Source organism: Thalassoglobus polymorphus, from assembly GCF_007744255.1.
Taxonomy (GTDB): Bacteria; Planctomycetota; Planctomycetia; order Planctomycetales; family Planctomycetaceae; genus Thalassoglobus; species Thalassoglobus polymorphus.
This window is the reverse complement of sequence record NZ_CP036267.1, coordinates 5,072,803-5,099,282: the sequence shown is the minus strand read 5'-3', so window position 1 is coordinate 5,099,282 and position 26,480 is coordinate 5,072,803. Positions and strand designations below refer to the sequence as shown.

Genomic DNA, 26,480 nt, shown 5'->3' with positions numbered 1-26,480 from the left:
GTATCTTGTTTCATAGCGAAGACTTAGAAGTCGTCGTCATCGTCGAAGTCATCGTCGTCATCATCTTCGTCGTCGAAATCGTCGTCATCAAAATCGTCATCATCGAAATCGTCGTCGTCGAAGTCGTCATCGAAGTCGTCGTCGTCTTCGAAGTCATCATCGTCGAAGTCGTCATCGAACTCATCGTCCTCGTCATCTTCATCGTCGACATCGAGTTCAAAGCCTTCGAATTCCTCTTCGTCCTCAATCGCCATAACGAGCGTGGAGGTTGCTTCTTCTTCGAAGCTCATTGTGTCCAAAATCATCGTCTCCGAGGTCTCTCCATGTGGTGACCTTGTTTCGATCATGATAGTCATGGTCTGAAGCCTTTACTTCTACATCAATAATTCACTGTCTTCCCCGCCAAGAGGGCCGGACAACCGGAATCACAACATGCTTAATAGTTCTCAGCCGGTGTCGATAATGGATTGAAAAGTCGTTGTCAACCTTTTTTCTTAGACGGGCAACTTTTTAACTCGGAACCGGACAAGCCACTCTACAGCTTGATTTCACGTGTGGTTGGGGATTCTCGGAAAAATCGCGCGATTCTTCCAGATTCAGAGAGCTTCTGAAGGAGAGAGTCGCTGAGTCTTGCAGGGGGTGATTCCTGACGGTAATTTCTGTGGTATGAATACGAAAAAATCACGGAATCCGGAAGACGATGACGTCGAATCGTTAGCCCATGACCTTCTAGGTGTGGACTTGAATGCCTCGGACTATGATGAAGAACCGCTCGAAGTCGATGGCTTGGGGCTGGATGACCTCGGATTTGGCTTGCCTGACGAAGAGATTGAGGCTGTCGCCTCTTCTTCGGCGGACGCTGAGAAAAGCGATGCTGAAAAGCTCGATCCTGAAAAAGAATCGGCCGCTGCCGAAGCCAGCGATGACGACGATCCCATTGCCTGGATAGTCTCCGCGGCGAAAAAGCCCGTTGTCCCTGCTCAAGAGGCGAACTCTGAATCTGAATCCGGATTTGGTGCCGGGTTGCTGGATGATGACTACGACGATTTCGGAGCAGGCGTCGAAGATTCGTCTTTCGATGACGACGATGTCAGTGCCGAAGTCTGTGAAGATGAAGACGTTGACGAACTCGAAGATGAAGCTTTCGGCGACGATGACGAAGAAGAGGCCGCCGCTGACGACGACGGCGACGATGATGGAAATGACGACGACGAAGAAGAACGAAGTGAGCGAGATGCCTATTGGGATGCTCTGGATGGTTTGACTGACGATGGCTCAAAGTCGCGAGCTAAAAAGTCAGAACCTGCGAAGAAGCGGAAGCCGGAGCGACGCAAGAAGCCTAAAGCGAAAACGGTCGTTGAAGAAGAGGCTGTCGAATCAAGCGGTGAAGAAGAAAGTCCTCAGGAGGAAAGCTCCAGAAAACCCAAAAGGAAACGACGTCCCAAACGTCGTAAGCCCAAACCGGTTGTGCAGGAAAGCATCGAAGATGATGACGATGGCTTCGGAGCCGGTCTTCTCGATGGGCCTGAACTGAGTGACTCCATCGATGACGACATCGACGATGATGAAGATTTCGACGATGTCGAAGATGATGACTTCGACGATGAAGGAGTCGAAGAATCCGTTGCCAGTAGCGATCACGACTTCGATGACGATGACGGGTTTGGAGCCGGTCTTGAAGTTGACGATGACGCACCTCGTCCGAAGCCTAAAAAACGCCGTGCCCCAAAACAAAAACGGGTTCAGCGAGAAGAAGCAACTGAGAAAAAACGACGCACTTCGAAAAAGGCGTCAGCAGCCAGTGAAAAGCCTGCAGCTCGTAAAAAGGCTGAAAAGGTTGCCGATAAGAAACCTCAAGAAGAGGCGAAAGATCGTTACGCCGGAATTCCAACTTGGGAAGAGGCGATCTCCTATCTGGATACGAAAAAGCAAAATGCGTCGTCTTCCAATCGCAAAGGAGGACAGCGTAACGGTGGTCAACGTGGCGGCCAACGTCGGGGCCGCGGGCGTCGACCTCAAAAAGATTCCTGAAAAGGATCGTCAAGCGGGTTCAATCAGGTCCCTCTGCTGGTGAGTCAGTACGAGAAGTGATTCAAATTTGAAAGAAGGCAAAGTCAAATGGCCAATGTCAATCAACTTGCATCTGCAGCTCTGTCTGAGACCGGTGGGATTTTTCGGCTCGCTCCGAACTGGGTTCCACGCTCCTTCCTGCAACCAGGACGCCGGCTGAAACTCCATCCGAATGATTATTACGCGCTCGGAATGAATCGGGGCGGGATCGATGAACGCTGGTTCGGTTCAACCACCGAAGCAGCCAACGATAACCGTGGATGGGACGAAGGTCTTTCGTACTGTGTTCACAACGGGGAAAAATTCCTGTTACGGGATGCTGTCGAGGAGCTGAAGGGCGAGATTATCGGAGACCACATTTGGGACACTTACAAGAAGTGGCCGGTCTACTCGAAATTCTTTGATAACATGGGGCCGATTCCGCACCACATGCACCAGAATAAAGAGCAAGCTGCCAAAGTGGGGCAAGAAGGAAAGCCGGAGTCGTACTACTTCCCACCACAAATGAATGCCATTGGAAATAATTTTCCATACACATTCATGGGGTTAGAGCCAGGCACCACAAAACAGGATGTCATTGATTGTCTCGATCGCTGGAATGATGGCGATAACGGAATTTTGGATCTCTCAAAGGCGTATCGCCTCAAGCCGGGGACAGGCTGGTTAATCCCCCCTTGTGTCCTCCATGCTCCTGGTTCATTAGTGACATACGAACCACAGTGGGGAAGCGATGTCTTCGGGATGTACCAAAACCTCGTCGAAGGTCGTGAAGTTCCACGGGCATTGCTCACCAAAGATTTCCCAGCAGACAAGCACGACGACAACACTTACCTTGTCGAAGCACTCGACTGGGAGAAAAACGTCGACCCGAACTTCAAGGATTCGAATTATCTCGAGCCGATCGTTTCCGAGCAGGGAAATGGTTGGGTTGATAAGTGGATCGTCTACGGAAAAGTGGACGGTGAGCAACTGTTCACGGCGAAAGAGCTGACGCTTCAACCTGGTGCGAAATGCACAATCAAAGATGGGGGAGCGTACTCCTGGATCACCGTTCAAGGTAGTGGTCAAGTCGAAAGTATGGTTCTGCAGTCTCCTGTGATGATTCGTTTTGGCGAAATGACGGAAGACGAAATTTTCGTCACTGCGAAGAAAGCGGGCGAAGGAGTGACCTACGAAAACACTGGTAAAGAACCTCTCGTCGGCCTGCGATACTTTGGCCCCGACGCACAGCCAAGTGCTCCCGCTGTCGGCGACTACAAGAATTCGTAAAGACGCCGCGAGCTGTTCATGATCCTCGCAGGCAACAGACTTGAAGTACCGCAAAAACTGCGACTGACATTGTTCTGAATCATTGAGGGTTCGGAGTTCATCTTCAGGTTTTGGGTGCGAGTCGGTCAGTTGCGAATGAATTTGTTTCATGGAGGGACAAGAGATGGCAATTGGATCAACAACCCCTCCTTCGGAATGGGTGTCGAGCAACACGACCTCTCAGGAAATTGATGAAATTATTCAATTTCTCGTCGATCAGGGAACGTTCAATTTTCCAACGTTATCGACCGGTCTGTTCTCCGCAGCGGCTGCTGAAAATCCAGAATTCCGACTGACCGGTTACCAGAACGTCTGGGTTCGCGACAACATCCATATCGCCCATGCCCTGTGGGTGATTGGCGAAAAACAGATCGCAGTCAATGCGATTCAGTCGTTCGTCAGATTCTATTCGAAGTATCGACACAAATTTGTCGACATCATTTCAGGCAAGACCGACCCCGAGGATGTGCAATCACGACCGCACATCCGCTTCGATGGAGAGTCGCTGACTGAAAATGCTGAACACTGGGCACACGCTCAAAACGATGCAATCGGTTACTTCTTGTGGTTGATGTGCAAGCTGTTGCGGTCTGGCGATCTTGCCGCAAACGAAAAAATTGTTGATCTGCTTTCGCTCGTTGTTCAGTATCTTCACAAGATTGAATATTGGCAGGACGAAGAGAGTGGTCATTGGGAAGAGACGAAGAAAATCGAAGCCAGTAGCATCGGCCCGGTGGTTGCAGGTCTTATTGAACTGAAATCCTGGCTAAGTGAATCGGGAACCGAACTCGATTCTTCAGTACAAGATCAGATCGTCAAATGTCTGGTTGAGGGAGAATCGGCGCTCGATGAAATTCTTCCAGCAGAGTGCATTCAGTCAGATCCATCTCAGCATCGGCTTTACGATGCTGCCCTTCTTTTTCTTAGTTACCCGCTACAAATTGTAGATCGCGAAACAGCAGCTCAGATCATAGATAATGTTCGTGAACATTTGATGGAGCCAATCGGAATCAAGCGCTACATTGGGGATTCTTACTGGTGTGCCAACTATCGCGCATTGCTTTCTCCGGAAACGCGAACGACTGATTACAGCGAAGACCTTTCTGGTCGAGATGCACTTTTGCAAGAGGGGCAAGAAGCGCAGTGGTGTCTGTTCGATCCGATTCTCTCAATTATTTTCGCTCAACGATATCTTGAATCTGGCCGCGAAGAAGATCGCGAGTTGCAACTCTTCCACATGAAGCGATCACTCGCTCAACTGACCGATTATCATTCACGCTTCGGTCCCTATCGTTGCCCGGAATCCTACTTCCTTGAAGATGGGAACTGGATCCCGAACGACATCTGCCCACTCCTTTGGACCCAAGCCAATCTGCGACTCGCACTGCATTGGATGAAGTTGAGTTGCCAAGCGTCGTGAAAGTCAGGTGCACCGTTTTCTTTGAGCAACTTATCTAGAGCAAATCTAAATTTCGTCTTTACAGTTCTGTCTCGCGTCATCAGCGTATCGACTTGTGAAAACGTACTTTGCGGATGAGAGAAGCATTGGGAAACTTTAGATCGCTTGCATGACACTGATAAATGCAAGAATAGAAGCGAAAGCCGTCACGGCTGCAGAGACCAACACCGTTACCGCCGCGAATAAGATGAGATATCGTCTGGGGTTTTTCTTGGTGAGGCCAAAAGTCAAAAACAACAAAACAGCTCCAACTATCAAGATGATTGTCCAGTAGTACAAGAATCCAAAGTTTGGGCCAATCATGAACACGAGAGGTCCTCGACTGAGTCACTTAGTTTTCGTACGTCTGGAATCAACCTCACATAAGGAGCTTCGTCGTGCGCATCCAATGTGAGGGTGAACGCTTATCAGGCGACTTTCATTTTGAGACGCCACGCAGAAAACCAAAGAAAATTTTGCATCGGCTCATTCTGGAAAGAGAAGAACCAGGCTGTGTCTCATTGAAGAAGTGATGAAGTCCTCAATCAGTTTTTGGAGTCCTCTTTCAGCTGTTCGCGAAGTTTCTCTTTGAACTGATCGCACTCTTCCGGTGGGGTCGTGCAGAGTTCGCAGATAGAATTTCCCTGTTCATCTTTTGTACCTGCGATTCCTCCGCAACTCCCTTTGAGAGTTTTGTTCGAAAGGATCACTCCGGCGGCCAGGCCGATCAGGGCAATTGCAAAGACAGCGGCAGCTAGCAGGAACGTAGTGAGCATCGGTGACATCGATTTCTTCTTCTCGTTTTGAGCCTGTGTGAATTTAACAAATTTCTCGGCGACATCACTCGATGACAACTCTCGAAAATCATCGCCTTGCCTTTCAAGCAAATAGGCTGAAAGATGATTGGCCTCAGCAAGTTTAAGTCCTTCTTCGGAACCCATCACCATTAAAGTGGTGGCCCATGCATCGGCGTGCATGCAGTTTTTGGCGACAATCGAAACCGAGGCTAACTGATGAGTGACCGGTTTTCCCGTTCGGGGATCGATGGTGTGTGAGTAACGGACGTCGTCTTTTATGAAATAGTTGCGGTAGTTCCCCGAAGTTGCGAGTGCTTCATCCGTCAACTCGACTTTCGCATGCATGCTTTGAGTTAATGATTCCGGACGTTCAATTGCGATCGTCCAGGGGACACCATTTTTTGTTCCAGCGGCGCGAACTTCCCCGCCGATTTCCACCATAAAGTTTTCAATTCCTTGATCTTGAAGCAGTTCGAATACGACATCGACGCCAAAGCCTTTGGCAATCGCCGACAAATCAAGTTCAGCATCGGGATTCGACTTTGAAATTGCAGGAGGGTCAGTTCGAACATTGATGAGCTTGTACCCCACCGATTTCAATGCCTTTTGAATTTCTTCATCAGTCGGTGGTTCATTGGTATGCGGTCCGCTTCCAAAATTCCAAAGCCGGACAAGTCGGCCGACCGTCGGGTCGAACGCTCCTTTGGAAAGTTTGCTGATTTCCAGAGCTGCTTGCACCACAGTGGCCGTTTCTTCAGAAACTGGAAACCAATCAGTTTGAGTCGATTTATTGAAGCGGGAAAGTTCTGAGTCCGGATCGTACGTCGACATCAATTTATTGATTTGCACAAGTTGAGCGTCGACGAGTTGCTGAATTTCGTCAGGTTTCGAGTCGTTACCGATCCAGGAGATGTGGTACGTCGTTCCCATTGTTTCGCCCGCAATTTTCGTGGGCTCTTCGGCGAACACGAAACCAGGCAGGCAAGCGAATGGAACAGCGAGAAACAGAAATCGGTAAATGAAAGGCATGAGGCGATCGAGAGTCAAAGTGAAGTACTGATACGAAAACCTCTCGAATGACGGCGATTCTTAGCGTTTGAGAGGATAGCCCAAGTTTTTGCTGCGTTTTTGAAAGTTTATTACCCCTATCATACTCACTCTGATAGGGCAGGACAGGTTCGAATTCACAGAGGCAGCCATTCTTGGTGTAATTTTTGGTCTCTGATTCGGCTGGCACTTCTCAGTTCTGGCTCCCCGTGGACATACGAATCTTATAAACTTCAATGCATGTGATATGCTTGCAGTCTCTCAAAAAATAAACTCCTGCTGGAATCGTAATTGTGAAACCGTTTTCGAAATTCGTTCTCTGTTGTTGTCTTGTTTTTTCAGGAATAAATCTCTTTGCCGCTGAGCAACCGAACATCATTTACATTATGACGGATGATTTGGGTTATGGAGACTTAGGGTGCTTCGGGCAGAAAGAGATCGAGACTCCGAATATCGATCGCATGGCAGCTGAGGGAATGCGATTCACCAATCACTACGCCGGTCATACGGTTTGTCGACCGTCACGACTGGTGTTGTGGCTGGGGAAACATTGTGGAAATACTGGATTAATTGGAAATCGAAGCCGGTTGCTTCAACCTGAAGAAGTAACAGTCGCTGAGTTGCTCAAGGCAAAAGGTTACAAAACTGGCGGAGTCGGAAAATGGGCACTCGGAAACGTCAACGATCCGAGCGAGGTCAATAACGTCGGGCATCCGAACAACAATGGCTTTGATTATTGGTACGGATACCTCAATCAGGGGACTGCCCATAATTTCTATCCGCCATTTCTTTGGGAAAATAAAACCCAAGTCACTCTGCCTGGAAATGTTTTAATGCAAGATCCACAGGCTCGTGGTCGGGTCTCTTCGCAGCGAGTCAGTTATTCGCACGATTTTATGACAAGAGCAGCCTTTGATTTTGTTCGAGCGAACCAGAAAAATCCTTTCCTGTTGCACATACACTGGACAATTCCACACGCGAATAATGAAGGCGGCCGCGTTTTAGGGGATGGGATGGAAATTCCAGAATACGGAATTTATGCAGATCGAGACTGGCCGAATCCCGAAAAAGGATTTGCAGCGATGATTACCCACATGGACCGCGACGTTGGTCGGCTCTTCGCACTTCTCAATGAGTTGAATTTGGATGAAAAAACTCTCGTTATTTTTACATCAGACAATGGGCCGCACGAAGAGGGTGGGCACAAGCATGAGTTCTTTGATTCGAACGGACCGCTTAAAGGGTATAAACGCTCGATGCACGAAGGTGGTATTCGGGTTCCGATGATTGCCCGCTGGCCAGGCAGGGTGAAAGCCGGTACTGAAAGCGATTTACCTTCGGCGTTTTGGGATTTTCTTCCAACAGCGTGCGAAGTCGCCTCGGTTGAAATTCCAGAAAATATTGACGGAATCTCCTATTTGCCGACACTGCTCGGCAAGGATGCTCAGCAAAAAAAACATGACTACCTTTTTTGGGCCAGTCAAGAAGGAGAAACTGCGATTGGAATGCGTCATGAGCAGTGGAAACTTGTCAAATATCGCAGCAAGAAAACGAAGAAATCAAAGTCTAACCAGCAATTTGAAGAAGATTGGCGACTGTACAATCTAGAAAAAGATCTCGGAGAGGAGACGGACATTTCCTCGAAGCATTCTGAGGTCGTCAACAAAATGAAGAACATGTTAGAAGATGACGGACTGTTGTCCTTGGATACCAGCCGGTGAAGTCAAAACGCGTCGATTGAGCCTGCTCCCGTCTAGCGCATCTTTCGAATTGGTTTGCAGGATCTGCCTCATGGCGAACAGCATTTTTACTAGAACTGATTCTGAAACTTGAAGTTGCTCTCTCAAACGTTGAGAAAAGCAGCTATTCCAGAGGTTATCGGACTGGTTCTAGGGAAATGCGTTTTTCACGGGCACGCGTTAGAGCAAACTGCTCTAACTCTCACTGATTTTCTCATTGGAAATTCATTCGAATTTTCCGGTAGAAGAAATTCACCTCGCGGAATTTCTGGGTTTTTGGTAGAGATTATCTAGAACTGATCCTGACACCTGAAATTACGCTCTCAAGCATCGAGAAAAGCGGTGATTCCAAGGGTTTTCGGACTGGTTCTAAAGTTGGCTCAAGAACCTGACATTGACGCTTCAAACTATGAGAATCGTCTTGGTGATCCAGGTTCCCGAACTGAGGCTCTTCTACATTCTCAACCTACAACTCCGGGCAAGGATGCTCTGATGTCACGTTTTTCAAAGATTTCGTTCGCAATTATTATCTTCGCGAGTTCAGTTGCTCAGGCTGAGGACTCAAAAGAGTACTTACTGCGGTATAAATTTGTTGAAGGTCAGGTTATTCGGTACGAGGTCTCCTCTCGCGATGATTATGTCATCAAAATTGGCATGGATGAGGACACGCCTTTCTCGTATCAGGATTCCGTCAAAAACTACACCGTGATCTCAGTCGACAAAGATGGGATGGCGACTCTCGAATTAATGAATATGGAATGGGTGAAAACCCATGTGAATCAAAACGGCCAGCAAGCTGAGTATGACAGCCGAAAAAACGAGGAACCCGAAGCTCTTTTTGCCCCACTGGCATCGATGGTGGGAAAGAAACATTTGCGAGTCGATCTCTCAGCGACGGGCGATATCGAGAAAATCGAAACTTTGTTGAACAAGGACAAAGAGGTCAAAGAGCTTGCTCAGGATGTTCTTGTCAAATTGCCCGAAGAACCAGTGAAGGTGGGTGGGCTGTGGAAAGAAGAAGTGACCGTTCCTTTGAATCTCCCAGGTGGAAGCCTGAAGCAGAATATTAAGCTGCAGCGTCGATATTTTATTCAGTCGGTCAAGGACGGAATCGCTAAGATTAGTATGAAGACCAAGGTTCTGACTCCTTTGAATAATGCTGATTTGGAGATTCAACTGATTCGCCGCCAACCAGAAGGGACAATTCTTTTCGATCTGGAAAAAGGGTTGGTGATCAGCCGAGAAGTGTCTCAAAATAATCAGGTCGTGAACTTCGGTCAGGGGGCCTCCCAAATGACATTCACGCAAAAACATACCGAGAAACTGTTGCCTGGTGACATCGCAAGTGGTGAATCGGAAGCGATTCAGAAGTAGTACTGCTTCTGAATCGTCGAAACTTGCACTCATTCAGCGAGCCTTGAAAACATTAGACCGTTTTCAAGGCTTTTTTCGTATCTCGATGGTTAGGAGGCGACTTCGATTAGCGCGAAGACGCTCTCTCTGATTTCTTGTGGAACTCTCATTCACACGCACCAATATGGGAATTGATTGAGTCGAATATCAGTGGGTATACGTGAAAGTATAAGTGGATCGTGAATCCACCTGGATGAGACCAATGAGTTATCGATGGTCAAGGTTCAGGTTGGAAAGGCTGTGATCGAGCTACCGAGTGGTATCGGAGAATTCAAAATGCCTCACCGCTCATAGTTCATTGAAATGATATGGATAACGGGATTCGCGGAATGAAAGGCGAAGCATCCAAAATGTAAATCATGGATGAAACGGTACTGTATTCCAGACGGTGGGTAATTGGATTTGGAGCCATTAAATGAAGGCGCCCAGGGAGGGTAAGAAGAGGATCTGTTTGTGGGGAGCGTTTGCGATATCAACGCAAGTGTAGAATCACAGGATTGCAGCTGCTTGATATGCGGTGAGATTCGCCACGGAAATGATAAGGAAGATTGAAGGCCGAGGAACTTGAGCAGTTTTCTGGGTTGTGCGTCCGTGAAGAACGCGATTCGTCAACAAGATCGTTGTTGCACACGAGGCAGACCTCGCAACCCAATTTGAAAGGTGATCGAATAGAATTTGTGATCGACACAAAATGGAATGAAGACACCATTCTGGAAACTGATCTGATCGGATGTCGGAGCGAGTGACAGAGAAGAGAGTGTCTATGTGTTAGCTAAGGTTGATCGAGAGCCTCAGGATTGCTGTGTGAATGCAAGCAATTATAGATGATTGTGGAGGAGTCGAATAAATATGAAGTGGTTCTACGTATAAGTGATGGGCGTATGCGTGCAAGAATAAAGTCGGCGCATAAAAAAAACCCTTCAACCGAAGTTGAAGGGTTTAAAAGAACCGGCAATGACCTACTTTCGCACCTTGCGGCACTATCATCGGCTCCATGTGCTTAACGGTCGTGTTCGGAATGGGAACGTGTGTTTCCACATGGATATGGTCACCGGAAAATGACTTGAAAGCGATGAAACTTTCAAGTCATGTATTAATATGGCACAAGACGCGTGTAACTCTTAGTTGTAGCGTTTTTACAATGTATGATGCATTGTTTCGTTGACCGGTTTCTGCATGATAGAAACTAAAATGGTCAAGCATTTGTCCGTTAGTACTGGTCAGCTGAGATAGTTACCTACCTTACACAGCCAGCCTATCAACCTGGTAGTCTTCCAGGGGACTCATCGAAATCTTATCTTGGGACTGGCTTCGCGCTTATATGCTTTCAGCACTTATCCGAACCGTACATAGCTACCCTGCGCTGCTTCTAGCGAAACAACAGGAACACCAGAGGTACGTCCCTCTAAATCCTCTCGTACTAAAGAGAAAATCCCTCAAATTTCATACGCCCACAGCAGATAGGGACCAACCTGTCTCACGACGGTTTAAACCCAGCTCGCGTACCACTTTAATCGGCGAACAGCCGAACCCTTGGGAGCTTCTTCACCCCCAGGATGTGATGAGCCGACATCGAGGTGCCAAACCACACCGCCGCTATGGACGCTCGGGTGTGATCAGCCTGTTATCCCCAGAGTACCTTTTATCTGTTGAGCGACGGCCCTTCCATTCGGAACCGCCGGATCACTAACTCCGACTTTCGTCTCTGCTCGATTCATCAATCTCGCAGTCAAGCACCCTTCTACGTTTACGCTCTACGCCTGATTGCTGACCAGGCTGAGGGTACCTTTGAGCTCCTCCGTTACTCTTTAGGAGGAGACCGCCCCAGTCAAACTGCCCAACTGGCACTGTCCACCATTTTGTTGATGGAGTTAGATATCAAATAAATTCAGGGTGGTATTTCACCAACGGCTCCTAGAAATCTGGCGACTCCTAGTCTCAGCCTCCCACCTATCCTACACAAAATGTATCTAATACCAATACCAGCCTACAGTAAAGGTTCATAGGGTCTTTCCGTCACGCTGCGGGTACGTGGCATCTTCACCACGGCTACAATTTCACCGGGTCGCTGGTTGAGACAGTGTATCAGTCGTTACGCCATTCATGCAGGTCGGAACTTACCCGACAAGGAACTTCGCTACCTTAGGACCCTCATAGTTAGGGCCGCCGTTTACCGGAGCTTCGGTTGTGGGCGTGAACCCCCTTCCTTAACTTACCGGCACCGAGCAGGCGTCAGACTCTATACATCCTCTTACGAGTTCGCAGAGTCCTGTGTTTTTAGTAAACAGTCGCCGATACCGCTTTGCTGTGACCTACCGAAGTAGGCACCCCTTATCCCGAAGTTACGGGGCAATTTTGCCGAGTTCCTTAACCAGCGTTTTCCCGAGCACCTTAGGCTACTCGCCTCGCCTACCTGTGTCAGTTTTAGTACGGTCGCGTTTAGTGTATGGGCTTTTCTCGGTTACTAATTCAATGACTTCATCATCAAGGACTCGGCCTTGCGGCACGGACTAATCTAACAGTCCGATCATCTTCATAATAACGTCCTCCATACTGCGGCGCAGGAATATTAACCTGCTGTCCATCGTCTACCCCTTTCGGGCTTGACTAAGGGACCGGCTAACCCTGGGCGGATTTACCTTCCCCAGGAAACCTTAGGCTTACGGTGGGCAGGATTCTCACCTGCCTTATCGTTACTCATTCCGGCATAATCACTTCCAGTACCCGACACGGCTCCTTGCGGTACCGCTTGCTGTACTGGAACGCTCTCCTACCATTGCGTCTTCCGAAGAAGACGAATCCACTGCTTCGGTGCTTTACTTACTCCCGTTCATTATCGGTGCATGAATGCTCGATCGGTAAGCTATTACGCACTTTTTAAATGATGGCTGCTTCTAAGCCAACATCCCGACTGTCATAGCACTCAAACATCCTTTTTGACTCAGTAAAGCTTCGGGACCTTAGCAGGTGGTCTGGGTTGTTTCCCTCTCGACCGCGGAGCTTATCCCCCGCGGACTAACTCCCAAGATAAGCGTATTGGTATTCGGAGTTTGGTTACAGTGGGTACCCCGGGAGGGGCCCCATCCGAAATCAGTCTCTCTACCCCCAATACGTAGTAACTTGAGGCTAACCCTAAAGTTATTTCGGAGAGAACGAGCTATCCCCTAGTTTGATGAGACTTTTACTCCTCCCCACAAGTCATCCCCCCATTTTTCAACATAGGTGGGTTCGGTCCTCCACGCAGTCTTACCCGCGCTTCAACCTGCTCATGGGTAGTTCACTAGGATTCGCGTCTATCGCCACTGACAAAATCGCCCTATTCAGACTCGGTTTCCCTTAGGCTCCGACCCGTAAGGTCTTAACCAGCCAATGACAATAACTCGCCGGATCATTATGCAAAAGGCACGCCGTCACACGGTTCCGAGGAACACAGTGCTCCGACAGCTTGTAGGCACATGGTTTCAGGTTCTTTCCCTCCCCTAGAAGGGGTTCTTTTCATCTTTCGCTCGCGCTACTTTTTACTATCGGTCGTTGGTTAGTATTTAGCCTTGCGAGATGGGCCTCGCAGATTCAGACCGGGTTCCACGTGACCGGTCCTACTCAGGTGCTGACTAGCAGCTTCACGCTTTCGAATACGGGACTCTCACCCTGTTTCGTTCTGTGTTCCAACAGATTCTTCTAGCGATTCGCAATACATATTGTCAGTCCTACAACCCCGCATGCCGTAACATGCAGTTTGGGCTAATCCCTTTTCGCTCGCCACTACTCAGGGAGTCGAGTTTTCTTTCTTTTCCTGTGGGTACTTAGATGTTTCAGTTCCCCACGTTCGCCACCCTTTCGGGTTAATTCAGGAATCCCGGGATCAACGCTTGTTTGACAGCTCCCCCAGGCTTTTCGCAGCCTTCCACGCCTTTCATCGCCTACCAACGCCAAGACATCCCCCATGTGCCCTTAGTAGCTTGACCACTTTAGTTTCGATCACGCACACGCATTCAAGTTGAATGCAAGGCGATTGCAAAACTGCAGTGCCAAACAATGATTATCATCTTTCGATGACACCGTAAAAACGTGTAATTCTAAGAGCTCTAAAATCTTTTGCGTCACGAGTTGCTTTTCCAACCGGCTAGGAAGGATCAGTTTCTCGTGACAGATGCCACGCGTCTTGTTGCCAGATTATCAAAGATCAAGTTGCTTTCACCGTAGGTGAAAAGCCTGTTTTGCACTTCTAGGTGCAACTCGCAAACTTGCGAGAGATAAGCACTTATGGAAATGTTTGTCTCTTGAAGTTCGCTGCTCCGCTTGTTGGCGGGGCGGGATGTTAAGAGGAGGGAAAGTTTTAGTCAAGCCACTGGGAAGTGTTTTTTAAAACTTTTCTTTTCGCTCTTTGCTTTCCGTTTTGTGTCGCTGGGCTTCCCCAAAACGGCGATCGATGATTGTAGTAAACACGATCTGAAATGTGAAGTTACAAAGTTTTTTATTGTGGTCTTCGAATCTAATGGAGACGATCGGGCTCGAACCGACAACCCCCGGCTTGCAAAGCCGGTGCTCTCCCAATTGAGCTACGTCCCCGGGAGTGGTTTTGCGAACAATAGTTGTTCCTGCAAACCGTTACAAGCAATCGCGTTAAAAAAACTTTTGCTTGTCCATTTTGCCAAGTTGTGACCTTTTCACTGTCTGGCAAGTACTCTCTGTAAGTAAGTGGGCGTGCCAGGATTCGAACCTGGGACCTCAGCTTTATCAGAGCTGCACTCTAACCAACTGAGCTACACGCCCTACTTCGCCAAGTGGCGAGGAAAAGGGATGATATCGGCGAAGAATTGCCGCGCCAACCGAACACCCTCAAAATTTGTACAGACTTTTGCAGCATTCACTCCTTTTGATCGAGACATCGTCAAAATCAACAAGGTTCGCCTTTTCGTTTATGCTTGCGGTCTCGGCTTTCCTGCTCTTTTCACTTTCGTTTGTCTGGTCTGTCTCTGCGTTATGGGGATTGTTAACGATCTTAATTCATTCTTCACGAGTAGAATGATTCGGCATCGATTCCCGTTTCATCACGTACTCGTCGTGTGATGTTGTCGACTTCCTCGTCTTTGAGGGGAGAAACGAAGCTTTCAGCGGGTTGTCTGGAAACTGTGTAGACCTGTACTAATTTGAGTTTTCCACCCGCAGCCTGAATTTCATTGAGACGGTTTAAGAACTCCTTGATTTCAGCTTCTGGTGGGGATTCCCCGTTTATTTTCATGAATAAGCTTTGAATCACGAGTGATCTTTCCTGTGAGGCCTGAGTGATGTTGTCCAGGATTCGTTGGAAAGGGATTTTCGTTCGGTCGACAAGCTGAAAATATTCTTCAGTCCCAGCTTCCAGTTTCGCCCAAACCTCTCCGTTGTTTTGGTCCAGGATTTTCAGGCCACGTCTGACAGCGTCCCGATGGAACATGCTTGCGTTGGTGATGAGGACCATTTTGACGTTCTTTAACTCGTGCTTCGCTTTTAGTTCAGCGACTCGTTGCATGATGTCGTCAAAGTTTCGGTATGTTGTTGGTTCTCCGTCTCCTGAAAAGGCGACGTCGTTCAGTCTCTGGAGGTTTTCGGGGATTGTGGAGAATTTTGGGTCGGTGAAAATTTCTCCCGATGCAACAATGCTGAGCATGTGGTCCAGTTCAGCGAGAAGTTGGTCCATCTCGACAAACTTTGTTGTTGCCACACTCGTCCGGTCAACCTGACAGTATATACAGTCAAAGTTGCACACTTTGTCCGGATTGAGGTTCACACCGATGGAAATACCTTGGCTGCGTCTGGAAAGAACAGGGTAGACGAACCGGTTTGACTCGTATTGTCTGGGGTGAAAGCGATGTTGCTTCAGGTTTCGCTCATTGGACATGGGATTCTTTCAAGGTGAGATCGCTTGGCCATCGAAGGCTTTCGTCGACGTGAATAATAACAGACTGCAGATGCCATAGAAAATCTGGCTCACAGGTTGAGTTCTTTGACGGGACAATTCATACTCATTTTGGTTGATGAACCTCCCTCCCCTCCTCCTTCCTGGAGAACTGCATGAGTCATGACTTCCAACCTTCCCGGCGAGATTTTCTCTCGGTTGCAGGTGCCTCTTTTTCTTGCGCGGGTCTCTCTGTGTTATCGACAATGTTTGCTCCTTCGGGGTTCGTTTCAACTGGGGTAGCGAAAGAGCCTGTCAAGTCGGAGAGCTTAAGGCCACGGAAGTTGCTCGATTGTCATTTGCATATCAATCATATTGACCGGTCGATTGAAGATACGATTCGGCATATGGATGCGACGGGAACAGAGAAGGCATTTATTCTCCCTCTCGAGACAGGCGAAGGGGGTGTGCTGCTCCGGTCGGAAACGGTGTTGCATGCTTATCATCAGTATCCCGAGCGGATCATTCCGTTCTGCCAGACGGATATTCGCAAACCGGACTGCCTCGAACGTTTGCAGGCATATCGTAAGCTGGGGTGTCGAGGAATTGGTGAGCAGAAGGAGCACGTTCCTTTGAACGATCCTCGCGTTGAAGCGGTGATTGCATTTTGCGACGAAGCCAACTGGCCCATTACGATTCATTTTCAGGATGGGGCGAAAGGGTACAATCAGGGATTGGCTGAGCATCTTGAAACGTACCTCAAACGCTACAAGAAAGTCCGCATCATTGGGCACGCCCAAACATGGTGGGCCAATATTAGTGCGGATGTCCCGCCGGCTGAGAAAACTCTTTATCCGAAGGGGCCGGTGAAGCCTGGTGGGTTGCTTGATCGGCTAATGTCTGAGTATCCCAATTTGTACGCGGACATGTCTGCCGGTTCCGGCTTTGGTGCTTTAAGTCGCGACGAGGAATTCACAGCTGGTTTCATCGAAAGACATCCGAATCAACTGCTCTTCGGGAGTGACTGTCCTTGTCGTGATGGTCAAGGAGGGAACTTCAAGGGTGTCTGTTACAGCACACAACTGCAAGATTTTGTGAGTCGAATTGTTACCGATCCGAAGATTCGTGAGAATATTTTCTACAACAACGCGATGCGTGCCCTTGAAGGGGCATAGCATGATTTTTCAACGTTTTAACGACAAATTCGAAGAGTGTCAGCCAAGCTTTGATTGTCAATTCAAAAGGCCAATGATGAAATTTTTTACTTCTGTTTTCATACTCAGCTGCAGTGTTTTCTGCCTGCAGGGACATGCTCAGGATGCAGCGACTTCCAAAGTGGATCACTCGGACCTGACCTATTATCTCGATGAGGCGGGTACTCGACAACCTGTCAAAACGAAGTCTGATTGGGAAAAGCGTCGGAAGCAGATTATCGCAGGGATGGAGGAGGCGATGGGGCCGCTGCCTGATCGCTCAAATCTTGTTCCGTTAGCGATCGAGGCTGTCGAGCGAACGCAGGGCGATGGTTATCGGCGTACGACTGTCACCTTTGCAGCTGACAAAAATGACCGGGTCCCCGCGGATATCTATTACCCGGATCCACTCCCGGAAGGAAAGAAAGTTCCCGGAGTGATTGCTTTGCATCCGACCGGCGCTCAGGGGAAACGCATCGTCGCTGGCGATGGCCCTCGACCAAATCGGCAGTATGCTGTTGAGCTCGCACAGCGTGGATATGTTGTTGTCGCGCCAGATTATCCATCTTTCGGTGACTATAAAGATTACGATTTTGAATCGGATGACTACGTTTCGGGGACGATGAAAGGGATCTTCAACCACATGCGGTGTGTCGATCTCCTGGAAGCGACTGCCAGTGTTGATCCGGAAAGAATTGGAGTCATCGGGCATTCACTCGGTGGTCACAATGCGATGTTTGTGGGAGCGTTTGACGACCGGATTGATGTGGTTGTGACGAGTTGCGGTTGGACACCGTTTCACGATTATTACGAAGGAAACATTAAGGGCTGGACGAGCAATCGTTACATGCCATTGCTGCAAGAGAAGTACGGCCTCGATCCCGACAAAGTTCCGTTCGACTTCTATGAAGTGGTCGCTTCACTTGCTCCACGGGCGTTCTTTTCGAGTTCTCCGAAGGAAGATAGTAACTTCGAAATCAATGGGGTGAAGAAGGCGATTCCTCGCGCTTTGGGGGTCTATTCACTCTTCGATGCGACAGACAACCTGAAAGTTGTCTATCCAGATTGTGATCATGATTTTCCGACAGAAACTCGTGAACAAGCTTACGAGTTCATCGATAAGGCCTTAGGCCATACGCCGCGTCAGACGTTGGACTTCGCTGCCGAATTGCCTCGCATTGCCGGGAAGTCACCTGCCGAAGCGATGAAGACATTTGACTTGGTTCCCGGTTTCAAAATTGAACAAACTGCCTCTGAGCCAATGGTCACCGACCCAGTGGCAATGTCGTTCGACGAAAACGGTCGTTTGTATGTTGTCGAGATGAAAGACTACTCCGAGCAGGATACCGAAAGCTTGGGGCAGGTCCGCCTGCTGACTGACACTGATGGTGATGGTAAGTTCGACAAGAGTGTTGTGTTTGCAGATAACCTTTCCTGGCCGACAGCGATTATCTGTTCGCAAGGTGGTGTGTTCGTCGGTGCTGCTCCTGATGTCTATTTCCTTCGTGATACCAATGCGGACGGGAAAGCGGACGAGAGAAAAGTTGTCTTTACTGGTTTTCAACGGACAAACGTTCAGGGACTTGTGAACAGTTTCCGCTGGGGGATGGACAACCGTATTCATGGTGCGACCAGTTCTTCGGGAGGTCTGGTGAAGCGGGTCGGTGATAAAAACGATCCCGGTGTCAACTTGCGTGGACGTGACTTTTCGTTTGATCCAATCAAACTTGATTTGCGTGCGGAGAGTGGAGGAGCTCAGCACGGAATGTCCTTCGATGACTGGGGCCGCAAGTTCGTCTGCTCGAATAGTGACCATGCTCAAATGGTGATGTACGACGACTTGGACATTGCACGAAACCCAGCTTTCAAGGCTCCCGGGCCACGTACTCGCATCGCTGACGATGGTGCACAGGCTCCAGTATTTCGAACCAGTCAAGTTGAGCCTTGGCGAATCGTGCGGACTCGTCTGCGTGTTTCGAAACAGGTCAAGGGAGTGGTTGAAGGTGGCGGAAGGCCAGCTGGGTACTTCACTGGTGCAACAGGAATTACGCTTTATCGCGGAGATGCATACGGAGAAGATGCCAAGGGGACCGTGTTCGTTGGTGATGTTGGAAGTAACATTGTTCACCGCAAAAAACTGACTCCGAAAGGGGCTACTTTTGTCGCCTCCCGGATTGATGAAAACCGCGAGTTTCTTCGCTCGACCGACGTTTGGTTCCGTCCAGTTCAATATGCCAACGCTCCTGATGGTTGTCTGCATGTCCTCGATATGTATCGGGAAACGATTGAGCATCCGAAAAGTCTACCGCCCGAGATTAAACGACATCTTGATCTCACAAGTGGTCGTGACCGAGGGCGTTTATATCGAGTGGTTCCGGAAGGCGGAGTGAAGGCACGCTCAGCGAATTTAGGGCAGATGTCGACTATTGCACTCGTGGAATATCTCGACCACACGAACTCCTGGCATCGCGACACCGCCAGTCGTCTCCTCTTTGAGCGAAAAGATCCTGCAGCGACAGCCGCGATCATCAAGTTGGCCTCAACTGCAAAAACACCATACGGGAAAGTTCATGCTCTGTCTCTTCTGCAGAGCTTAGGCAAACTCCCCGTAGAGACACTCGCGGGGGCGTTGAAAGATCAACATCCAAGAGTTCGGGAAGTCGCTGTTCGTCTCGCCAAACATCACCCCGATGTACGCCAGTTGTCTGAGCTTTTTGTTGCTTTGAAAAACGATCCTGATGCCCGTGTCCGTTACGAACTCGCTTACACAAGTGGAGCCCTTGCAGTCGAGCCCCGTGCGGAAATTCTTGCGGAGTTGCTCGCGAAAGATGGCACAGACCGGTGGGTGTTCATTGCAGCCATGAGTTCACTCAATGAGGGGATTGAGACCGTCTTCTTCGATCTGATCTCGAGAGACAAGCCCGTTTCAGGCTCTGTTCTTGTTGGCGTGTTCGAGCAACTCGCCACTCAGAGTTCGAATGAACTGGTCGTCACATCTTTGAAAAAGATCTCTGGGTTACCTGACAGTCAAACTTCGCTCAAAGCGAATTTTGTGACAGCTGCGCTTCAGCGCAAGCCGGCTCTTCGTTCTCAATTGGACTCGGGGGATTTGAAGCAGGTTATCGAGGATGTGGTCGTCGGTTCTCGTGCGGTCGCCTTCGATGCGAAGGCGTCGTCAGCTGCTCGTGTTCAAGCGATTGATAATCTGAAACTCTCCAAAGATGAAGGGGATAGCCAGAAGTTGCTTGCATTGTTGGTCAATACGGTCCCGCAGCAAGTTCAGTCTGCTGCGATCAACACCTTGACGGCTGTGGACTTCAAGAAGCTTTCAGAAGAGCTGGTTAGCAATTGGGCCGGTCTGAGCCCTGCAATTCGTCTGGAAGCTGAAGAGGCTCTCTTTGGTCGTTCACAAGGAACGGACGTCTTGTTGTCAGCTGTTGAAGATGGAGATTTGAAAATCACTGATCTCAGTCTGGTTCGTTTACAGGCCCTTCAGAAATCGAAAGATGCCAAGCTGAAAGCACGCGTCGATAAACTTCTGAAGAATTCGAGTCGACCAACGAGAACAGCGGTGATTGAGAAGTATCGCGAAGCTCTGAGCCTCAGTGGAAATCCGGGGCGTGGTCGACAGGTCTTCCTGAAGAATTGTGCAACGTGCCATCGTCTGAATGAAGAAGGGACCGAGATCGGACCGAACCTGGCGACCATTCAGAATCGTGGAGCCGATACAATTTTGCTCAACGTGTTGGATCCGAATCGCGAAGTGAACCCGCAGTACGTGAACTACCTTGTGCTCATGCAATCCGGGAAAACACACACCGGGATGATTAGCGACGAGACAGCAACATCTGTGACGTTACTCCGAGCCGAGAAGAAGACCGACACCCTGTTGAGAAGCGACATCGAAGAGATGCGCAGCTCTGGGCTTTCGATTATGCCCGAAGGGTTGGAGAAGGAGATTACTGTCCCGATGTTCGCTGATCTGATCGCGTACTTAATGTCGATTCAGTAGAACCAGTCCGAGAACCTCTGAAACAACCGCTTTTCTCAATATTTGAGAGAGCAATTTTAAGTTTCAGGATCAGTTCTAATAATAGTTCGAGCTTGTCCTGCCGGGTGCTTCAAGTGCCCGGCGGGCGGCGTCGGGCTCGATTTAATCGCTGAAGCTACTCGCAACACCAATCCGGAAATCAACAGCATGACAACCGGGAACTCGACTTGTGTCAGCGTTGCCAGTGCAATTCGGTGGCCGAAGTAAATTCGATGCTCCGGTTGTACGAAGAGCAACCAATGAAAGATTTCGTAGATCACGATCACAAGCGATGCGAGAAGTCCGACACCGACAAATGTGTTCGCGGTGATTCGTGCGATTCGTTGTGGATAAACTCGATTCACCCATAGGATGACAGGGAAGAGAATCAGCCCCCAGATTGCCTGGCACACTCCAACCGCAGCGAGTGGCGGTGAGCAACCCCAGACTCCACAGGCTGCATGGTCCCAGTCACCTTGAATGTCTTTGAAGCTGAGTACAAAGAGGACCGCTCCACCCCAGGCGATTGCCAGAAGCGTAATGTAGATCAGAGAGTGGTAGCGGGTTTGGGGCATACGTCACATTCTGTTTGCGTAATGTATATGTTATCGCAAACAAACGAGACGGGTCAGTGAGATAGCGAACAGATTTCTGTTGTGAGTTGTTGCAGTCGAATTCAATGGCCCTTCGCATCGCACTGTGATGAATGAACGGCGAAACGGGTTAGGGGCCAGGCCAACATCTTGACTATGTTTCGTTTGAACAGGCTGTTCCGCACTGGCGTTGAGCGGCATCCTGAACGGCATCGATGATCTTGTCGTACCCGGTGCACCGGCAAAGGTTCCCGGCGAGGTAGAAGCGAATCTCTTCTTCGGTCGGATTCGGATTCTCTCGAAGCATTGCTTTGGTCGACATGATGAATCCGGGAGTGCAGACCCCGCATTGCAAAGCTGCGTTTTCGAGGAAGGCGTCTTGCACTGGAGCCAAGCCGTCTTTCGTGGCGACTCCTTCGATTGTCTCGATTTCGGCACCTTCACATTCGACAGCCAGAACGAGACAACTTGTGACAGGTTTCCCATCGAGTAGAACCGTACAGGCTCCGCAGTTTCCGTTGCTACAACCTTCTTTGGTTCCCGTTAAATCGAGATTGTCGCGAAGGACTTCCAGTAATGTTTGGCGGGGTTCGCAAAGGAATGACTTTTGAGTTCCATTGATATTGGTCGTCACAACGCGTTGTGCTGCCATGGTGTGAACTTTCAATCTCTCTCGGTTGTACGAATCTCTGACGGAGGGGCGAAATTACTTGCTAAGTGCGCGGGTGGCGGCTTCGGTTAAGACCCGTTTGACTAGGACTCCAGTGACGTGCAACCGGAATTCTCTGGTGCCACGGTGATCATCGATCGGTGAAATCAGGCTGCGTGCGATGTTGCCCGCTTCGGTGAAGGTTTCTTCAGTCGGCTCTTTCCCGGCAAGAAACTCATTGACTTTTTCTGCGAGAAATGGACTCGCTGCAACGGCTCCTAGGCCGACTCGAGCCGATGTGATTGTTTTCCCTGAATCGTCCAGTTCAACGCTTGCTCCAACGCCGACAACTGCGATGTCCATTTCATATCGAGGGATGAAGCGTCGGTAATGGCTGCTCGATTTGCCTTGCGGTAATGGGAAGCGAATTTCCTTCAGTAATTCGCCCTGCTTTAAAATGTTCTGGCTCGGACCTGTGCAGAAATCTTCAACAGGAACCTGCCGCTCTCCATCTGGCCCTGCGAGATGACAGACGCCGCCGAGTGCAATGAGTGCTGGAGTCGAGTCGGCCGCCGCCCCGGAATTACATAAGTTTCCGCCAACACTGGCTCGCGATTGGATTTGGATTCCGCCAATGATCGAGCAAACATCTTTTAGAGCCGGGTAATTGGCCTGTATGTCTGCATTGGCACAAATATCATGGCAGCAAACTGCAGCGCCTAACCGCAAGCCGTTCTCGGAAAATTCCAAAACATTGAGTTCCGGGATTTTTTTGATATCGACCACAACATCGGCGACCACCCTCCCGGTTCGGAGATGATCAATCAGATCGGTTCCGCCGGCAAGGGGTTTTGACTGTGGGTGATTGAGGAGTTGAATGGCCCCGTCGAGTGAATCAGGTGATTCATATTCAAAGTCGCGCATAGCTGGTTGTGACCACTTCTCTGAATTCATTGATACGAATGTTTAGACGATAACTTTTTCAGGCCGGTTTTCCAATCGACTTGGAAAGTTCAATCCCACTGCGGGCTGACCGATGCGATGAAATCACCAAATCCTCACTCGTTGACTTGTGATCTGTCAGCTTTTATCTTCAAATCCTAAATCAGTCGGTATCGATTCGAACTCTTCGCGATTTCATATTCTTAACTGCAAACGTTTCTATCTGGGATTCGCACCAACCCGCAGGGGCGTTTTAATTCTGGGTAATCACGAGTGAACTCATCACAGCTATTTAGGATGCACAAATGGACCCACTTCGCCGGTCGTTTCTCTTTATGTTTTCCGGACTTCTCACTCTTTCCTTCATGGGATGCCCAGGTGAAACACCTGAAGCAGGTCCAGGGGCAAACGGAGGGAAGAAGCGGATCGTCCTGCTTACCAATGGTCCCGATCCATTTTGGGATACTTGTGAAGCGGGAGCAGTGACCGCCGAAAAAGAACTGGATCTGGAGGGACAGGGATATGTTCTTTCGTTTGAGCGGGGAGACTTCACCGACAAGGCACAACTCGACAAACTCAAACAGTACAATCTGAAGTCCGACATCGTTGCCGTTGGAATTTCTGTTTATAACCCCGAAAGTGCAGCGATTGCCCGCGAGATGAAGAAGCTTCGCGACAAAGGGGTCAAAGTCATTTGCTTTGACGGCGACATCGATCGGGAACAGTTTCGTGACGCCCGGTTTGCGTATCTTGGCACCGACAACATCGTCGGTGGACGTGAGCTCGGTCGTGCTGCAAAAGCGATTCATGGAGAAGGTGCGAAGTACAGCTTCTTCGTCGGGTCAACCAGTTCAGCTAATGCGGTTGCCCGCATGGATGGTTTTGTCGAAGGGATGGGGAAGTCGGGCGAGGAAATGGAGCGACTCGCGGATGGTGCTGATAAAAAGAAAGCACGCGAAAACGTCGAAGGTGCTCTCGATCGAAACGCCGACTTGAACATGCTGGTTGGCATCTGGGCTTATAACACTCCCCAAATCGTGCAAGTGGTGAAAGACCGGAATTTGACTGACAAAGTGGATGTCGCCTGCTTCGATGCCGCCGAAGCCAGTATCAAAGCGATGGGTGAAGGCGACGTTGATGTGATGGTTGTTCAGAATCCGTATCAGATCGGATATGAAAGTGTAAAATTGCTGCTCGCGATGGTTGAAGGCGATCAGCTTACGATTGATGAGTATTACCCCGACTACGCTCAAGAAGGGGAAAATGATCTCTTCAAAACTGAGTTGCGAGTCGTTGTCCCCGATGGAAGTCCGGTCAAAAAAGAAATTTTCGCAAAGGAAACCGTCTTTATGACCTACGAAGAATTCAAAGCCTGGTTGGAAGATCGGTCTTTGGTGAGCTCGTAAGAATGTTGTACGGCGAGTGGGGGATATCCACGACATCAAAAGCGTGGTGGTCTGGACACTCTGGGACACCTTCGTGATTTCAGTGACCGTTTAGAATGCTTTTGACGTTGAGGTATGTCGAGGATCACTCATTTCCATGAGACAGGTCGCAGAGATCATTTTCAAATCGGCTCCAGGTGGCCGGCTAAAGTAAATCTCATATTGGTCTTTGCGTTCTGCCTCGTGGCGAGCAGTCTACGAAGTCATAAAAGTGAACTTCACGGGCACGAGAAGCATTGGAAATGCTCTAAACAGTTTCATTCTAGGCGGTTGCGGTCTTTAGGCCGCGCGAGTAGTACTGGTCTATGGAATTTCTAAGAAAATACCGGAACGAAATTGGGTTGGTCGTCGCCATTTTTGCGGTGATGTTTGTGACGACATCACTCAGCTCATCTTATCGTGAAAAGCCGATCGAGAACGCACAGTCCATTCTCAGGGATGCTTCGATGCTTGGCATCTTCGCGTTCGGGGCGGCCATTGTGATCATCGCCGGTGGGATCGACCTTTCGAGTGGATCGGTCATTGCGTTCAGCGGGACAATCTTCTTCGGTCTGATTATTTTACTCGTTCCAAAAACAGAACGGGGGCAGCCGATGACAGGAGACGTCGCGACCTGGATTCTGGTCGTCTCTGCGCTGGTAACGCTTGCTTGCGCAGTTTTGATAGGAACGTTTCACGCCTGGCTGATCACCGTGATCGAGCTCCCTCCGTTCGTCGCCACGTTGGCATCACTGGTCGGTTTGCGGAGTCTGGCACGACTGCTCTCGGAGAAAATGACTGGTAGCGAACAGATTACAGTCAATGATGAGACCCTACTTTCAGTGGGGTCCGAAGCGTGGTGGATACCCGTGGTGTTGTGGCTTGTCTTTGCAGTGTTCTTTTGGGTGCTGATGAATAAAACAGTTGTGGGGCGTCATTTGTATGCCATGGGAGGCAATGAAACGGCTGCCAAACTTTCTGGCATTCGGACTGAACGTCTTAAATGGCTTGCCTATTGCCTGGGAAGTGTGACGGCAGCGATCTCCGGAATTTTATATGCCTCGTATCTTGGCTCCGTGGGCGCCTCAAATGCCGGTTTAGGTTATGAACTCAACGCGATTGCAGCTGCTGTCGTCGGCGGTTGCAGCCTGATGGGTGGGCTTGGCACTGTTCAAGGGGTGATACTCGGGACTCTGTTCCTGAGGCTGGTCGTCGATTCAGTTCAAAAGCTGGCTTCGTCGAATTCCGATAAGCTCGAAGGCTTGGTTGTCGGAGTTCTCGTCATTCTGGCGGTGGCTCTGAATACGATTAATTTTGGAGCGGGTAAACGAAAAGAGTTCTTCCCCGGCTGGCTCGGCATCACGAATGTCATCATTCTTTCTCTCATCGCTGGTGTACTTTATGGGGTGACAACAACAACGAATCCATTGTTCATGGGGCTTCTTGTCGGTGCAGTGACCTTTGCTGTCCTGGCATCTCGCGCAACTTGGGAGCGGGTCAAGGGACGGCCGAAAGTCGCGTGAACAAATTTTGCTTTGCAATCGCGTCTGCTGGATGCGTCAGAGCTTGGACCGTTATTCATTATTGAGCCGATTAGATCAGTTTGGGTACAGCCACGGTGAAATGGCAGTCCTGCTCTTTGCTGATGGGAGCGTCAAACTGACTAGTCCGAGCGTCTCACCCGAGGTCTTGAAAGCGATCAGCACTCCTGATGGCGGTGAAGCCATTTCCGATTTTTAGGCTTTTCAGATTTGGTGAGTTATGATTCAAGATGAACGCCCCTTTTCAACTGGATCACACACAGTCGAAGTCACATCGCAGCAGTTTACTTCGACTGGGGACATGAATTTGAATCGACGGCAAAGTGAAAAAGTGGTTGTCATCACTTGCTCACTTGCTCACTTGCTCACTTGGCAAGATTGAGTGCCTCACAACCACATCCTGATCAGGACAACGCAG

At 49.4% G+C, this 26,480-nt stretch carries 16 protein-coding genes, 2 tRNA genes and 2 rRNA genes; 10 read left to right on the top strand and 10 right to left on the bottom strand.

Annotated features, from left to right (window positions below; all coding sequences use genetic code 11):
- Window positions 1-23: 23 nt before the first annotated feature.
- Entirely contained in the window at window positions 24-356 is a 333-nt protein-coding gene (locus Mal48_RS18435; protein WP_197441813.1) for a hypothetical protein, read from the bottom strand.
- 310 nt (window positions 357-666) lie between these two features.
- Here Mal48_RS18435 and Mal48_RS18430 point away from each other — a divergent pair, with 310 nt between their 5' ends.
- The 3 genes from Mal48_RS18430 to Mal48_RS18420 all read left to right on the top strand — a co-directional run bounded on the left by Mal48_RS18430 (window position 667) and on the right by Mal48_RS18420 (window position 4,798).
- Entirely contained in the window at window positions 667-2,031 is a 1,365-nt protein-coding gene (locus tag Mal48_RS18430; RefSeq protein ID WP_145203017.1) for a hypothetical protein, read from the top strand.
- Between the two features lie 87 nt (window positions 2,032-2,118).
- Window positions 2,119-3,339 (top strand): cupin domain-containing protein, encoded by a 1,221-nt coding sequence (locus Mal48_RS18425; RefSeq protein ID WP_145203014.1) that lies wholly within the window; start codon window positions 2,119-2,121, stop codon window positions 3,337-3,339.
- 163 nt (window positions 3,340-3,502) lie between these two features.
- Window positions 3,503-4,798: a glycoside hydrolase family 15 protein gene (locus Mal48_RS18420; protein ID WP_145203011.1), complete on the top strand. Its 1,296-nt coding sequence runs from the start codon at window positions 3,503-3,505 to the stop codon at window positions 4,796-4,798.
- A gap of 563 nt (window positions 4,799-5,361) precedes the next feature.
- On the opposite strand, the gene Mal48_RS18415 is transcribed toward Mal48_RS18420, so the two are convergent.
- Window positions 5,362-6,642, bottom strand: a complete 1,281-nt coding sequence (locus Mal48_RS18415; protein WP_145203008.1) for an FAD:protein FMN transferase — start codon at window positions 6,640-6,642, stop codon at window positions 5,362-5,364.
- A 311-nt stretch (window positions 6,643-6,953) separates the two neighbouring features.
- Here Mal48_RS18415 and Mal48_RS18410 point away from each other — a divergent pair, with 311 nt between their 5' ends.
- Both Mal48_RS18410 and Mal48_RS18405 read left to right on the top strand, forming a co-directional pair.
- A complete protein-coding gene (locus Mal48_RS18410) occupies window positions 6,954-8,381 on the top strand; it encodes an arylsulfatase (protein ID WP_261341958.1) in 1,428 nt (475 codons plus the stop codon).
- A 510-nt stretch (window positions 8,382-8,891) separates the two neighbouring features.
- A complete protein-coding gene (locus Mal48_RS18405) occupies window positions 8,892-9,773 on the top strand; it encodes a DUF6263 family protein (RefSeq protein WP_145203002.1) in 882 nt (293 codons plus the stop codon).
- A 985-nt stretch (window positions 9,774-10,758) separates the two neighbouring features.
- Here the strand turns inward: Mal48_RS18405 and rrf are convergent.
- The 5 genes from rrf to Mal48_RS18380 all read right to left on the bottom strand — a co-directional run bounded on the left by rrf (window position 10,759) and on the right by Mal48_RS18380 (window position 15,693).
- A 5S ribosomal RNA gene (gene rrf / locus Mal48_RS18400) occupies window positions 10,759-10,868 on the bottom strand.
- A gap of 135 nt (window positions 10,869-11,003) precedes the next feature.
- A 23S ribosomal RNA gene (locus Mal48_RS18395) occupies window positions 11,004-13,777 on the bottom strand.
- Between the two features lie 531 nt (window positions 13,778-14,308).
- Window positions 14,309-14,381, bottom strand: a tRNA-Ala gene (locus Mal48_RS18390).
- Window positions 14,382-14,511: 130 nt separating this feature from the next.
- Window positions 14,512-14,585 (bottom strand) — tRNA-Ile (locus tag Mal48_RS18385).
- Between the two features lie 241 nt (window positions 14,586-14,826).
- Window positions 14,827-15,693, bottom strand: coding sequence for a radical SAM protein (locus Mal48_RS18380; RefSeq protein ID WP_145202999.1), 867 nt, complete (start codon window positions 15,691-15,693; stop codon window positions 14,827-14,829).
- Window positions 15,694-15,866: 173 nt separating this feature from the next.
- Here Mal48_RS18380 and Mal48_RS18375 point away from each other — a divergent pair, with 173 nt between their 5' ends.
- Window positions 15,867-16,865 carry an amidohydrolase family protein gene (locus tag Mal48_RS18375; RefSeq protein ID WP_145202996.1) on the top strand — a complete coding sequence of 333 codons (999 nt, stop codon included), beginning with the start codon at window positions 15,867-15,869 and terminating at the stop codon, window positions 16,863-16,865.
- A 73-nt stretch (window positions 16,866-16,938) separates the two neighbouring features.
- Window positions 16,939-20,895: a PVC-type heme-binding CxxCH protein gene (locus Mal48_RS18370; protein WP_197441812.1), complete on the top strand. Its 3,957-nt coding sequence runs from the start codon at window positions 16,939-16,941 to the stop codon at window positions 20,893-20,895.
- A 56-nt stretch (window positions 20,896-20,951) separates the two neighbouring features.
- Here the strand turns inward: Mal48_RS18370 and Mal48_RS18365 are convergent, their stop codons facing one another.
- The 3 genes from Mal48_RS18365 to Mal48_RS18355 all read right to left on the bottom strand — a co-directional run bounded on the left by Mal48_RS18365 (window position 20,952) and on the right by Mal48_RS18355 (window position 23,079).
- Window positions 20,952-21,488, bottom strand: coding sequence for a hypothetical protein (locus Mal48_RS18365; RefSeq protein WP_145202990.1), 537 nt, complete (start codon window positions 21,486-21,488; stop codon window positions 20,952-20,954).
- 172 nt (window positions 21,489-21,660) lie between these two features.
- A complete protein-coding gene (locus Mal48_RS18360) occupies window positions 21,661-22,158 on the bottom strand; it encodes a (2Fe-2S)-binding protein (RefSeq protein ID WP_145202987.1) in 498 nt (165 codons plus the stop codon).
- Window positions 22,159-22,212: 54 nt separating this feature from the next.
- Window positions 22,213-23,079: an FAD binding domain-containing protein gene (locus Mal48_RS18355; RefSeq protein ID WP_145206375.1), complete on the bottom strand. Its 867-nt coding sequence runs from the start codon at window positions 23,077-23,079 to the stop codon at window positions 22,213-22,215.
- 323 nt (window positions 23,080-23,402) lie between these two features.
- Here Mal48_RS18355 and Mal48_RS18350 point away from each other — a divergent pair, with 323 nt between their 5' ends.
- The 3 genes from Mal48_RS18350 (at window position 23,403) to Mal48_RS23375 (ending at window position 26,261) form a co-directional block, all read left to right on the top strand.
- Complete coding sequence (locus Mal48_RS18350; RefSeq protein WP_145202984.1) at window positions 23,403-24,503, top strand: substrate-binding domain-containing protein; 1,101 nt, start codon at window positions 23,403-23,405, stop codon at window positions 24,501-24,503.
- Window positions 24,504-24,847: 344 nt separating this feature from the next.
- Complete coding sequence (locus tag Mal48_RS18345) at window positions 24,848-26,044, top strand: ABC transporter permease (protein ID WP_145202981.1); 1,197 nt, start codon at window positions 24,848-24,850, stop codon at window positions 26,042-26,044.
- A gap of 43 nt (window positions 26,045-26,087) precedes the next feature.
- A complete protein-coding gene (locus tag Mal48_RS23375) occupies window positions 26,088-26,261 on the top strand; it encodes a hypothetical protein (protein ID WP_231739700.1) in 174 nt (57 codons plus the stop codon).
- Window positions 26,262-26,480: the final 219 nt, after the last annotated feature.